The organism is Turicibacter sanguinis (assembly GCF_013046825.1).
In the GTDB taxonomy this organism is placed as follows: domain Bacteria; phylum Bacillota_I; class Bacilli_A; order MOL361; family Turicibacteraceae; genus Turicibacter; species Turicibacter sanguinis.
In genome coordinates this window covers 1,726,060-1,739,063 of sequence record NZ_CP053187.1, presented here as the reverse complement: position 1 = coordinate 1,739,063, position 13,004 = coordinate 1,726,060, and the positions used below count along the sequence as shown (strand labels likewise).

Annotated in this window: 7 protein-coding genes, 14 tRNA genes and 3 rRNA genes; all 24 read right to left on the bottom strand. The window is 40.8% G+C overall.

Translation table 11 applies throughout. The features are described 5' to 3' along the window. Nucleotides 1–166: 166 nt before the first annotated feature. A complete protein-coding gene (locus HLK68_RS08415) occupies nucleotides 167–1,468 on the bottom strand; it encodes a sugar ABC transporter substrate-binding protein (RefSeq protein WP_055165535.1) in 1,302 nt (433 codons plus the stop codon). A 173-nt stretch (nucleotides 1,469–1,641) separates the two neighbouring features. Then, nucleotides 1,642–2,433 (bottom strand): DUF1189 family protein, encoded by a 792-nt coding sequence (locus tag HLK68_RS08410; RefSeq protein WP_006783251.1) that lies wholly within the window; start codon nucleotides 2,431–2,433, stop codon nucleotides 1,642–1,644. A gap of 11 nt (nucleotides 2,434–2,444) precedes the next feature. Beyond that, nucleotides 2,445–4,028: an alpha-amylase family glycosyl hydrolase gene (locus HLK68_RS08405; RefSeq protein ID WP_132943038.1), complete on the bottom strand. Its 1,584-nt coding sequence runs from the start codon at nucleotides 4,026–4,028 to the stop codon at nucleotides 2,445–2,447. Nucleotides 4,029–4,191: 163 nt separating this feature from the next. Beyond that, nucleotides 4,192–4,280 (bottom strand) — tRNA-Leu (locus HLK68_RS08400). A gap of 19 nt (nucleotides 4,281–4,299) precedes the next feature. Beyond that, nucleotides 4,300–4,373, bottom strand: a tRNA-Cys gene (locus HLK68_RS08395). A gap of 9 nt (nucleotides 4,374–4,382) precedes the next feature. Beyond that, nucleotides 4,383–4,456 (bottom strand) — tRNA-Gly (locus HLK68_RS08390). A gap of 10 nt (nucleotides 4,457–4,466) precedes the next feature. Continuing rightward, nucleotides 4,467–4,542 (bottom strand) — tRNA-His (locus tag HLK68_RS08385). Nucleotides 4,543–4,544: 2 nt separating this feature from the next. Then, nucleotides 4,545–4,618, bottom strand: a tRNA-Trp gene (locus tag HLK68_RS08380). A gap of 11 nt (nucleotides 4,619–4,629) precedes the next feature. After that, a tRNA-Thr gene (locus HLK68_RS08375) sits at nucleotides 4,630–4,705 on the bottom strand. Between the two features lie 56 nt (nucleotides 4,706–4,761). Further along, nucleotides 4,762–4,850, bottom strand: a tRNA-Leu gene (locus HLK68_RS08370). Nucleotides 4,851–4,869: 19 nt separating this feature from the next. Further along, nucleotides 4,870–4,943, bottom strand: a tRNA-Cys gene (locus HLK68_RS08365). A gap of 9 nt (nucleotides 4,944–4,952) precedes the next feature. Beyond that, a tRNA-Gly gene (locus HLK68_RS08360) sits at nucleotides 4,953–5,026 on the bottom strand. Between the two features lie 10 nt (nucleotides 5,027–5,036). Continuing rightward, nucleotides 5,037–5,112, bottom strand: a tRNA-His gene (locus HLK68_RS08355). Between the two features lie 6 nt (nucleotides 5,113–5,118). Continuing rightward, a tRNA-Thr gene (locus HLK68_RS08350) sits at nucleotides 5,119–5,194 on the bottom strand. A gap of 18 nt (nucleotides 5,195–5,212) precedes the next feature. Further along, nucleotides 5,213–5,288, bottom strand: a tRNA-Val gene (locus tag HLK68_RS08345). A gap of 27 nt (nucleotides 5,289–5,315) precedes the next feature. Further along, nucleotides 5,316–5,392: transfer RNA gene (locus HLK68_RS08340), tRNA-Glu, on the bottom strand. A 10-nt stretch (nucleotides 5,393–5,402) separates the two neighbouring features. Continuing rightward, nucleotides 5,403–5,479, bottom strand: a tRNA-Asn gene (locus HLK68_RS08335). A gap of 12 nt (nucleotides 5,480–5,491) precedes the next feature. Next, nucleotides 5,492–5,600: ribosomal RNA gene (gene rrf, locus HLK68_RS08330) — 5S ribosomal RNA — on the bottom strand. Nucleotides 5,601–5,655: 55 nt separating this feature from the next. Further along, a 23S ribosomal RNA gene (locus tag HLK68_RS08325) occupies nucleotides 5,656–8,548 on the bottom strand. 112 nt (nucleotides 8,549–8,660) lie between these two features. Next, nucleotides 8,661–10,176, bottom strand: a 16S ribosomal RNA gene (locus HLK68_RS08320). The 16S, 23S and 5S rRNA genes sit together here with 14 tRNA genes alongside, the layout of an rRNA operon. Nucleotides 10,177–10,589: 413 nt before the next feature. Further along, nucleotides 10,590–11,705: an aminopeptidase gene (locus tag HLK68_RS08315; RefSeq protein ID WP_055166224.1), complete on the bottom strand. Its 1,116-nt coding sequence runs from the start codon at nucleotides 11,703–11,705 to the stop codon at nucleotides 10,590–10,592. A gap of 8 nt (nucleotides 11,706–11,713) precedes the next feature. Beyond that, a complete protein-coding gene (locus HLK68_RS08310; protein WP_006783174.1) occupies nucleotides 11,714–12,250 on the bottom strand; it encodes a DUF402 domain-containing protein in 537 nt (178 codons plus the stop codon). Between the two features lie 79 nt (nucleotides 12,251–12,329). Continuing rightward, nucleotides 12,330–12,647, bottom strand: coding sequence for a thioredoxin family protein (locus HLK68_RS08305; RefSeq protein WP_006783173.1), 318 nt, complete (start codon nucleotides 12,645–12,647; stop codon nucleotides 12,330–12,332). Continuing rightward, nucleotides 12,647–13,000, bottom strand: coding sequence for an arsenate reductase family protein (locus HLK68_RS08300; RefSeq protein ID WP_006783172.1), 354 nt, complete (start codon nucleotides 12,998–13,000; stop codon nucleotides 12,647–12,649). Before HLK68_RS08300 ends, HLK68_RS08305 begins: the two co-directional genes overlap by 1 nt. Between the last annotated feature and the right edge of the window lie 4 nt (nucleotides 13,001–13,004).

Below are 13,004 nucleotides of genomic sequence, written 5' to 3'. Positions count from 1 at the left end.
AGATCTCCTTGTTAAGAATTTTGTGTGGTAACTTCATTCTATAACAAAGATCCTATTTATGAGTTTTTTTTTGTGTCGCACTTAATATTACAATCTATCTATACAAAAAAATCCTAGTAGCTTAACTACTAGGATTTCAATTTAAGTCATTATGGTTTTAAAGATACTACTCAGTCATTTGTAATGCAGTATTGTAATCGTCTAAAGCTTTAGCAGCTGCTTCTTCAGGAGTTGCTAAACCTTCCCATACTGAACGGTACATTGTTTCAGCTGCACCCCAGTATTTTGACATTTCTGGTAAGATTGGCATTGGTTGTGCATATTCAGCTTGAGCTAAAATACCAGCTACATATGGATCTTCAGTTACCCCTTCGATAACAGATGCATCTTTTAATGCAGGGATTTTTCCTTGTACATCATACATAATTTGTAATCCTTCTTCAGATGCTAAGAATTCAGCAACTTGTTTCGCCTCAGTTGGATGTTGTGTGTATGCACTTACACAAGCAATGATATTTCCTGAGAATGTTTCAGGTTGAACACCATTAATTGTTGGAATAGTCGTTACTCCCCATTCAAATTCATTATCAATCGCACCTTGTTTCGCTTCAGCAATTGACCAAGGTCCCGAAATCATATAAGGAACATTTCCTTTAATAAATTCACCGTGTACTGTATCCCAATTTAAGTCAGCATATGGTACTGGTAAATATTCTTTCATTGATTTGAAGAATTCTAAACCTGCTACTACTTCTGGTGTATTTAAGTTAACTTGAGAAGCATCATCGTGATTTTCACCATATAATTGGAATCCTGCCCCTGTTAAGAAGAAGTGCATGTCATATGAGTTCCCTGGTTGGAAACGTAATAAGAATTTATTTGTTGCAGCATCATTGTATTGTGCTGCTTGTTCTTTAATTTGTTCAAATGAAGTTGCAACTTCAAATCCATTTTCCTCTAATAAAGTTTTGTTATAGAATAAAGCTAATGATTCAGTTGCTAATGGGATACCATAATATGTGTTATCAACTTTAACAGTACCAACAGCCCCTTCTAACATACGTTCTTCGATCATATTTCCTAAATCTGATCCTAAAGGTAATAAGATATTTGATAAGATTGATTCACTCATTCCATCATGAGGTTGAATGAATACATCCCCACCTAATCCCGCAGGACCATCTAACTCTAATTTAGTACGAGCATCTACTGCTCCAACTTTTTCATATACAACATCAATGTTTGGATAAGCTGCTTCAATTGCTGGTTCAATTGCTGCTGCATAATCATCATCGTCTAACCATAATTTAATCTCTACTTTTTCCCCTGAAGTTGCTGGTTTCTCAGTAGTCTCAGCAGATCCATTAGATGGTGTTTCTGCTGGTGTTTCAGCGTCATTTCCACCACAAGCTACTAATCCTGTTAACGATAACGATGCAACTAATCCTAGTGATAATAATTTCTTCATCCTTATACCTCCCAATTGTCTAAAACAATTTGTTTTTGAAATTGCTTACATATTAAGTATAGCACTTACAAAACCGAAATGCAATATCCGACATTTAATGTGGAATCGGTTACAAAAATATGTTTAAATATACAAAAAAGCGAGATTCTCACATAGAATCTCGCTTTTTTTCATTAAATTAAACTCGGAATAACTTTCTTACGATAAACGACGAAAGCAATTAGTGGTGTTCCAAAATTAAAAATAATCGTTGTGAAAGCAGGAGAAATAATTAATCCTATAATTAATGAAATGATTGAAGGAATTGTCCCAGAATAAATCATAATATTTAATACTTCTTTATAACTAATAAAACTTGTATGTCCAAACTTAAATAACATCGATAACGCCGCTACAACAAATGTATAAATAAAGAAAGTTAAAATTCCTGTCTGATAATTTCCCATAATGAATGGAACAATCAATAAAGGTTTTAAAGACTTTGCAAAAGGAGCAAATACACCTTCATACCCAGATGCTACATCCATTTGTCGAAGTTGACCAAAATTAGTTCCTTCATATTCACCGTAAGATAAATCATACTGTCTACCTTGTTCCACAAAAATTAAGTGATCATGATTAAAAACTAAACCATTCGTCACCAAATTCGCATCACCGTTAAATAAAATTTTAACATCACTATTAACCTTGATTTCGTAAAACTCATTATTACTTAAAGCCCCATTTTCAATTTTATAATCTGGTAATGATTCGACTATCATTGCCTTCTCATCATCAGATAACATCCAAATCTTTTCATCCCATCTATAAGCTTCATCTTTTAATAAAGAAAAGGCGAACGGCGTCATTTGCATCATTGATAAAAAAATACCAAAAATTAAACTAATAATAATGGGTGTTTTTCTCAATTCAAAAATTGAATCTATTGAGTACCCTGATTTTAACATTAACTTTAACTTTTTCATTCTTGCTCCACCTATCCTATTTCAATCTCTAGCTCCTCATACAAGCTAACCTCTTCTACTGGAATACTAAATAACATAGTACCCTTACTTGGAATTATAACAGAATCTGACTTTAAAGTATAACCTGTTTTTGTCGAATAAATAAGGTTTTCATCATCAGTACTAAATCCAACTTCACAATCGCGTTCACTGATATTATGTAAAATGAAAACCGCTTCTGTCTCAGTATAACGAATTTGTCCGATTACTAGAGACTTACTCATACTAAGGGCGACCATCTCTCCACTAGATAGTGCATCACTACTATTACGCACTGCAATTAAAGACTTATAATGATTTAATAACGAATCTTTATCCTCTAATTGTACCTCTATACTATCTAAATCCATATTTAAAGTATCCTTACGCCATTCAGTCTCATAATCATTTCCCCATTTAAGAGGGAATCTAATATCTTCATCAGGTTTTCTCCCTAACATTCCAATTTCCTCTCCATAATAAATATATGGGTTCCCTGGTAACATTAAATAAATATCTGCTGCCAATTTCATTAAATCCATATCGTTATTTAATACAGACATGACACGATCTTGATCATGATTCGTTAAAAATATAGCATCACTATATCCTCTATCTCCAGCATATTTTTCAAAAGACTCATGCATTCTTGTTAAATTTTTCATTAATCCAAATCCACTAAGATCTCTTTCACGACGAACAACAGATACAATTGCATCAGCTAAATCAAAATTGAAATTTGCATCAAAATTACTGTAATATGGGGCAACTGATGAAGATCCTGACCATACCTCTGCAACAATATATAAATCATCTTTAGCGTCACGCCATCCATCTGTTATCTCTTTCCAAAAATCTAAATTTTCTTGTAGTAAATTTAAATCAGTATTATATTCACCTTGTGCGTACAAATACTTTGCTGCATCTAATCTAAATCCATCAACACCTAAATCAATCCAATACTGTCCAATATTAATAAACTCTTCTCTTACTTTATTATTTGAAGCATCCCAATCAGGCATTCCACTCCAAAATGCACCAAAATACATACGATTTTCATACTTAGACCACGCTTTTCCATCAATAGGAGAAGCTGAAAAATCATATGATGAATCATTCGCATCAACCCAAATAAAGTAATCAGCATAATCACTATCAATATTTTCCTTACTATCTATAAACCATGGATGCTCACTACTCGCATGATTTAAAACCATATCTAATACAACTTTTATTCCTTTATTATGGGCTTCTGAAACTAATTTTTTAAAATCATCTAACGTTCCATACTCAGAATTAACATTATAGTAATCTGTTACATCATACCCATGGTAACTTGGAGATGGATAAATAGGTAATAACCAAATTCCTTTAACTCCTAAATCTACAAGATAGTCCAAATTCTCAGTAATTCCATTAAAATCACCAATACCATCACCATCACTATCTGAAAATGAACGTACAAATATTTCATAAAAAACACCATTGTCACTTGAAACTTCCGCCCTCTCATCGGTACTATTACTACATCCAACTAATAAAAATATAATCATTAATAATAGAATGTTTTTTTTCATTATTATCCCCCTCATGTGTTTATAGATAATTATAGCAACTAAACATCATAACAACTATATGTAACCGTTATTATAATTGATATAAAAAAAACTTCTTAAGATATATCCTAAGAAGTTTTAAGAAAAATAAAAAAGAGTAACCCTACTCTTAATCGTCATAAATTGGTGCCTAGGGCCGGAATCGAACCGGCACGGGTGTCACCACCCGCAGGATTTTAAGTCCTGTGCGTCTACCAGTTCCGCCACCCAGGCACATCATTATTAATTTAATTGGAGGCGCCAATCGGATTTGAACCGATGATCAGGGAGTTGCAGTCCCACGCCTTACCACTTGGCTATGGCGCCCTTTTTTTATGGAGCGGGTGAAGAGAATCGAACTCTCACAGTCAGCTTGGAAGGCTGAAGTTCTACCATTAAACTACACCCGCAATTTTTAGATGGGGCGACTGATGGGAATCGAACCCACGAATGCCGGAGCCACAATCCGGTGCGTTAACCACTTCGCCACAATCGCCATGGCAGGGGTGGCAGGAATCGAACCCACACTAACGGTTTTGGAGACCGCTGTTCTACCGTTAAACTACACCCCTACTTAATTATATGGTGCCGAAAGCAGGACTTGAACCCGCAACCTACTGATTACAAGTCAGTTGCTCTACCAATTGAGCTATTTCGGCCTTTTATAGCATATCTCATTAAAAAAAGAGCATCTCTACTCTAAATTGTCATAAATTGGTGCCTAGGGCCGGAATCGAACCGGCACGGGTGTCACCACCCGCAGGATTTTAAGTCCTGTGCGTCTACCAGTTCCGCCACCCAGGCACATCATTATTAATTTAATTGGAGGCGCCAATCGGATTTGAACCGATGATCAGGGAGTTGCAGTCCCACGCCTTACCACTTGGCTATGGCGCCCTTTTTTTATGGAGCGGGTGAAGAGAATCGAACTCTCACAGTCAGCTTGGAAGGCTGAAGTTCTACCATTAAACTACACCCGCAATTTTTAGATGGGGCGACTGATGGGAATCGAACCCACGAATGCCGGAGCCACAATCCGGTGCGTTAACCACTTCGCCACAATCGCCATGAATGGTGCCGAAAGCAGGACTTGAACCCGCAACCTACTGATTACAAGTCAGTTGCTCTACCAATTGAGCTATTTCGGCATCTTTTTTATTTAATTATGGTGGAGGATGACGGGCTCGAACCGCCGACCCTCTGCTTGTAAGGCAGATGCTCTCCCAGCTGAGCTAATCCTCCATGCAGATATTTCTATCTAATTTTAAATGGTGACCCGTACGGGATTCGAACCCGTGTATGCATGCGTGAAAGGCATGTGTGTTAAACCGCTTCACCAACGGGCCATTATTATAATGGCGCCCCAACTAGGACTCGAACCTAGGACCCCTTGATTAACAGTCAAGTGCTCTAACCAACTGAGCTATTGAGGCTGGTTTATGGTGGCCCAGCAACGTCCTACTCTCGCACTTGCGTACTACCCTCGGCGCTAAGGAGCTTAACTTCTGTGTTCGGTATGGGAACAGGTGTGCCCTCCTTGCCATCGTCACTAGACCTTTTGGAGATTCTTTCGTTAATCTTCCAAAACTAGATATCTTCTTCAGTTTCTTTGGTTAAGTCCTCGATCGATTAGTATCAGTCCGCTCCATGTGTCACCACACTTCCACTTCTGACCTATCTACCTTGTCGTCTTCAAGGGATCTTACTTCTTTCGAATGGGAAATCTCATCTTGAGGGGGGCTTCACGCTTAGATGCTTTCAGCGTTTATCCCGTCCACACGTAGCTACCCAGCTATGCTCCTGGCAGAACAACTGGTACACCAGCGGTGTGTCCATCCCGGTCCTCTCGTACTAAGGACAGCTCCTCTCAAATTTCCTACGCCCACGACGGATAGGGACCGAACTGTCTCACGACGTTCTGAACCCAGCTCGCGTACCGCTTTAATGGGCGAACAGCCCAACCCTTGGGACCGACTACAGCCCCAGGATGCGATGAGCCGACATCGAGGTGCCAAACCTCCCCGTCGATGTGAACTCTTGGGGGAGATCAGCCTGTTATCCCCGGGGTAGCTTTTATCCGTTGAGCGACGGCCCTTCCATTCGGTACCGCCGGATCACTAAGCCCGACTTTCGTCCCTGCTCGACTTGTAGGTCTCGCAGTCAAGCTCCCTTCTGCCTTTACACTCTTCGAATGATTTCCAACCATTCTGAGGGAACCTTTGGGCGCCTCCGTTACTCTTTGGGAGGCGACCGCCCCAGTCAAACTGCCCACCTGACACTGTTCCCTGACCAGATCATGGCCACGGGTTAGAACCCCAGTAACACAAGGGTAGTATCCCAACAGCGACTCCACCAAGACTGGCGTCCTGGCTTCTTCGTCTCCTACCTATCCTGTACATGTGTCACCAGTGCTCAATATCAAGCTACAGTAAAGCTCCACGGGGTCTTTCCGTCCTGTCGCGGGTAACCTGCATCTTCACAGGTACTATGATTTCACCGAGTCTCTTGTTGAGACAGCGCCCAGATCGTTACGCCTTTCGTGCGGGTCGGAACTTACCCGACAAGGAATTTCGCTACCTTAGGACCGTTATAGTTACGGCCGCCGTTTACTGGGGCTTCAATTCAAAGCTTCGCTTGCGCTAACCTCTCCTCTTAACCTTCCAGCACCGGGCAGGCGTCAGCCCCTATACATCACCTTGCGGTTTAGCAGAGACCTGTGTTTTTGATAAACAGTCGCCTGGGCCTATTCACTGCGGCTTGCTTTCACAAGCACCCCTTCTCCCGAAGTTACGGGGTCATTTTGCCGAGTTCCTTAACAAGAGTTCTCTCGCTCATCTTAGGATTCTCTCCTCGCCTACCTGTGTCGGTTATCGGTACGGGCACTTACTAAATTAACCCTAGAAGCTTTTCTTGGAAGCGTGACATCAGTTGACTTCGCCATACGGCTTCGGCATCACAGCTCAATGTTATGCCATGCGGATTTGCCTACATGACCACCTCACTGCTTACACGTGAATCCATTAACACGCTCAACTTAGCCTTCTCCGTCACTCCATCAGTTTAATAAGTGGTACAGGAATATCAACCTGTTGTCCATCGGCTACGCCTTTCGGCCTCACCTTAGGTCCCGACTTACCCAGGGCGGACGAGCCTTCCCCTGGAAACCTTAGGCTTTCGATGGATAGGATTCTCACCTATCTTTCGCTACTCACACCGGCATTCTCACTTCTAACCGCTCCACAGCTCCTTCCGGTACTGCTTCTCCGCTGTTAGAACGCTCTCCTACCACTGACACCTAAGTGTCAATCCGCAGCTTCGGCGGTCCGTTTAGCCCCGGTACATTTTCGGCGCAGAGTCACTCGACTAGTGAGCTATTACGCACTCTTTAAAGGATGGCTGCTTCTAAGCCAACCTCCTAGTTGTCTGTGCATCTCCACATCCTTTTCCACTTAACGGACACTTGGGGGCCTTAGCTGGCGGTCTGGGCTCTTTCCCTTTTGACCATGGACCTTATCACCCACAGTCTGACTCCCGATGATATCTATCTGGCATTCGGAGTTTGATTGAGATCAGTACCCCGAGGTGGGGCCATCACCCATTCAGTGCTCTACCTCCAGTAGACTTGCCATCGAGGCTAGCCCTAAAGCTATTTCGGAGAGAACCAGCTATATCCGTGTTCGATTGGAATTTCACCCCTAGCCACAAGTCATCCAAGCACTTTTCAACGTGCCCTGGTTCGGCCCTCCAGTCAGTGTTACCTGACCTTCAGCCTGCTCATGGCTAGCTCACACGGTTTCGGGTCTACAACATCGTACTCTTCGCCCTATTCAGACTCGCTTTCGCTACGGCTCCGCATCTTCTGCTTAACCTCGCACGATATCGTAACTCGCCGGTTCATTCTACAAAAGGCACGCCATCACCCATTAACGGGCTCTGACTATTTGTAGGCACACGGTTTCAGGTTCTCTTTCACTCCCCTTCCGGGGTTCTTTTCACCTTTCCCTCACGGTACTGGTTCACTATCGGTCACTAGGTAGTATTTAGCCTTACGAGATGGTCCTCGTTGATTCCGACGGGATTCCACGTGTCCCGCCGTACTCAGGATTCCTTCCATGCATTTCACAATTTCACCTACGGGACTCTCACCCTCTCCGGTTGGCCTTCCCAGACCACTCGGCTATCATGATTTGTCAATTATGAAGGTCCTACAACCCCGGCTAGTGCCGGTTTGGGCTCTTCCCACTTCGCTCGCCGCTACTACGGGAATCGATTTTTCTTTCTTTTCCTCCAGGTACTTAGATGTTTCAGTTCCCTGGGTCTGTCTCCTATATGGCTATGTATTCACCATATGGTGCTAGCGTATAACCACTAGCGGGTTTCCCCATTCGGATATCCCCGGATCAAAGCTCACTTACAGCTCCCCGAGGCGTTTCGCCGTTTGTCGCGTCCTTCTTCGACTCCTAGTGCCAAGGCATCCTCCGTGCGCCCTTATTCACTTAACCTATAAAAAATAATTCTTTATTTTTTTCTTCTGTTTGAAGATATCTAGTTTTCAAAGATCAACTTTTGGAAGAAATTCTTCCAAAACTAAACAGAACGTCTCTTTCTCCATAGAAAGGAGGTGATCCATCCCCACCTTCCGGTAGGGATACCTTGTTACGACTTCACCCCAATCATCTACCCCACCTTAGGCAGCTCCCTCCTTGCGGTTAGGCCACTGACTTCGGGTGTTGTAAACTCTCGTGGTGTGACGGGCGGTGTGTACAAGACCCGGGAACGTATTCACCGCGACATGCTGATTCGCGATTACTAGCGATTCCAACTTCATGTAGGCGAGTTGCAGCCTACAATCCGAACTGAGATTGGCTTTATGAGGTTTGCTCCACGTCACCGCTTCGCTTCTCTTTGTACCAACCATTGTAGCACGTGTGTAGCCCAGGTCATAAGGGGCATGATGATTTGACGTCATCCCCACCTTCCTCCAGTTTGTCACTGGCAGTCTCGTTAGAGTCCCCAACTGAATGCTGGCAACTAACGACAGGGGTTGCGCTCGTTGCGGGACTTAACCCAACATCTCACGACACGAGCTGACGACAACCATGCACCACCTGTATCCATTGTCCCCGAAGGGAAAATCCTATCTCTAGGACGGTCACTGGTATGTCAAGACCTGGTAAGGTTCTTCGCGTTGCTTCGAATTAAACCACATGCTCCACCGCTTGTGCGGGTCCCCGTCAATTCCTTTGAGTTTCAGTCTTGCGACCGTACTCCCCAGGCGGAGTGCTTAATGCGTTAACTTCAGCACTGAGGTTCGACCCCCAACACTTAGCACTCATCGTTTACGGCGTGGACTACCAGGGTATCTAATCCTGTTTGCTCCCCACGCTTTCGCGCCTCAGTGTCAGTTACAGACCAGGAAGCCGCCTTCGCCACTGGTGTTCCTCCATATCTCTACGCATTTCACCGCTACACATGGAATTCCACTTCCCTCTTCTGCACTCAAGTTGACCAGTTTCCAATGACCCTCCACGGTTAAGCCGTGGGCTTTCACATCAGACTTAATCAACCACCTGCGCGCTCTTTACGCCCAATAATTCCGGATAACGCTCGCCACCTACGTATTACCGCGGCTGCTGGCACGTAGTTAGCCGTGGCTTTCTCATAAGGTACCGTCACACTCTAGCCATTTCCTACTAGAGCCATTCTTCCCTTATAACAGAATTTTACAACCCGAAGGCCTTCATCATTCACGCGGCGTTGCTCGGTCAGGCTTTCGCCCATTGCCGAAGATTCCCTACTGCTGCCTCCCGTAGGAGTCTGGGCCGTGTCTCAGTCCCAGTGTGGCCGTTCACCCTCTCAGGTCGGCTACGCATCGTCGCCTTGGTAGGCCTTTACCCTACCAACTAGCTAATGCGCCGCAGGCTCATCCATCAGTGGTGCCGAAGCACCTTTAAACTTTCGTCCTATCCGGTATTAGCGATCGTTTCCAATCGTTGTCCCCGTCTGATGGGCAGATAACCTACGTGTTACTCACCCGTTCGCCGCTCACCACCGAAGTGGTTCGCTCGACTTGCATGTATTAGGCACGCCGCCAGCGTTCATCCTGAGCCAGGATCAAACTCTCCATAATAGTTTGTTTATATCCTAAGCTTCTTTTAAGAAACTTATTTTCTTAAAGTAATGTTTGTTGACGTTCTGTTTAGTTTTCAAAGAACTTCTTTGTCACTTGTTTCAGCGACTTGATTATCTTATCATGTTTAACTCTTTCTGTCAAACACTTTTTTGAAGTTTTTTTAAAATCTTTCGATTTCTTTTTTTTGTCTTCTTTCGACGACTTGATTATCTTATCACACACCATAATTTCTGTCAATATTTTTTAGAATATTTTTTTGAAACTATATTTTGAACGGTATTGTTTTTCAACACCTTTATATAATACTCATTCTGTCGAAAACTGTCAATCATTTTTTTTATTTTTTTTAAAAAAATTCTCCTACTAATGAAAACACCCTTTGAAATAATATCTCCAAGGGTGTTTTGTTACTATATTAAATTTTCAGGGTTTAAACATTCCAGCTCTTTAATAACAAAACGTCCATTTTCACGAATCAATACATCATCAAAGTAAATTGATCCTCCTCCGTATTCAGGGCGTTGAATCAAGACTAAATCCCAATGAATTGCCGATCGATTTCCGTTATCTGCTTCTCCTTCATAGGCTTGACCTGGTGTGAAATGAAAACTTCCATCAATTTTCTCATCAAATAAAATATCTCCCATTGGGTGTTTAATTAGTGGATTAACTCCTATGGCAAACTCTCCAATAAATTTAGCCCCTTCATCAGTATTAAAAATTTCATTGAGTTTTTCGATATCATTATCCGCTGTCGCATTAACTATCTTTCCATCTTTAAACTCTAGTTTGACATTATTAAAAACAGTTCCTTGATAGGGACTAGGGGTATTATATTGAATTGTTCCGTTTACACTTTCACGAACCGGTGCAGTAAAAACCTCTCCATCAGGAATATTACATTCTCCAGCGCATGGCACCGCAGGTATACCTTTAATAGAGAATGTCAAATCAGTCCCTGGTCCAACAATATGAACTTGATCTGTTTTTTCCATTAAGTTTTTCAAGTTTTGCATTGCTTTATTCATTTTTGAATAATCCACTAAACACACATCTAATAAAAAGTCCTCAAATGCCTCTAAACTCATCTTCGCTTTTTGAGCCAATGCAGGAGTTGGATAATTCAATAATACCCATTGCTTTTCATTTACAATTAAATTTGAAACCGGTTTCGCAACGCGTGCCTGCATGACTTTAATCTCAGTTGGCACATCACTATATTCAGAATCATTTTCATCTGCAAATACTGAAACAAAAGCATCAATATTTTTATATTTATCTAACTGCCACTCTGTTACCTTCTCCATACGCTCTTCAGTATTACCCAGTGACAATTCTCTTCCAATTTCATCATCAAGAATTTCTGTATGTGGGAAAGCACCAAGTCGATATGTCTCCTTAATAAGCTCTTTAATCAATGGCTTTGCACAATAATTCCCCTTAATCAATACATGTTGTCCTGCTTGTATCTTATTTGAATACTCCAATAAAGATTTTGCTAACTTTTGTAATCTTGGATCACGCATTTTTTCACTCACCTTTTTATAAATCGATTTTTATATACATAATACCAATGCTCTGCAAAACCAGGTGCAAAAGGACCACGCCTATTTTCAATCATATCTATTAATATATCTAATTGTTGATAAATAATTGATTGAATTTCCTCTGGATAATCCATTTCACTCTTATGCTTTCTATATTCATCTTCATCCAAAATTTTATAGGTAAAATCCGGGAATACTTTTACATCTAAATCATAATCAATATATTTAATAGCTTTCTGATCATAAACAAAAGGTGAGCTTATATTACAGTAAAAATATACGCCATCCTTCCTTAGCATACATAAAACATTAAACCAATATTCAGTATAATAATAACAAACGGCCGGTTCTCTTGTGTACCAAGTTCTTCCATCTGATTCCATGACCAATGTTTTATTGTTAGCTCCAATTAATACTTGATCAGAGGCGTCTAAAATAGTTGTCTCGTGCCAAATACGATGTATATTTCCATTATGCTTATAACTATGAATTTCTACATGTTGCCCTATCTCTGGAGAATGCACCTCTCATCCCTTCTTTCCCTATCATTACATTTCCCTAATACATGTATTATTTTACCATACAATGATAATGAGTTGGATATTAAAGATAAGAAGATATCTTTTTATATAAATTCGGAACTGATTCTATAGCGTAGATTTTTTCCACACAATTACAATCTTTAAATATTAAGATACATGGAACAGAAAAAATTTCTTCTTTCATCGCTAAATCAGAATTATAATTCAAATTAATTTGTACAATAGGTAATGACTTTAAAATTTCACTAACTATGAACAACATTTTTTTTGCTAGAACACAGGTTCCACAAGTTGGGGTATGAGCTAAAGCCACAACAACAGAATTAATTTTATATAATTCCTTTAAATCTGGGTAATTAACTTCCTTTAAAGAATTCATTACTTACTCCATACATCTTTGTATGTATCTTCTTTAAACCCTAAAGTTACATCCTTCTCATTATATGCTAATGGGCGTTTCACTAACATGCCATCACTAGCAAGTAATGCATAACATTCTTCTAAAGTCATCTGCGATAATTTATCTTTTAAATTTAACTCGCGATACTTCATTCCGCTTGTATTAAAAAACTTTTTAATATTTTCACCAGATTTCTCGTGAATTGATTTAATTTCTTCTATACTTAAGGGCTCCTCTACAATATGTCTAACTGTATGATTTACACCTTCATCGTTTAACCATTTAATTGCCTTTTTGCAGGTACTACACTTTGGATAAATTAAGATATTCATATTT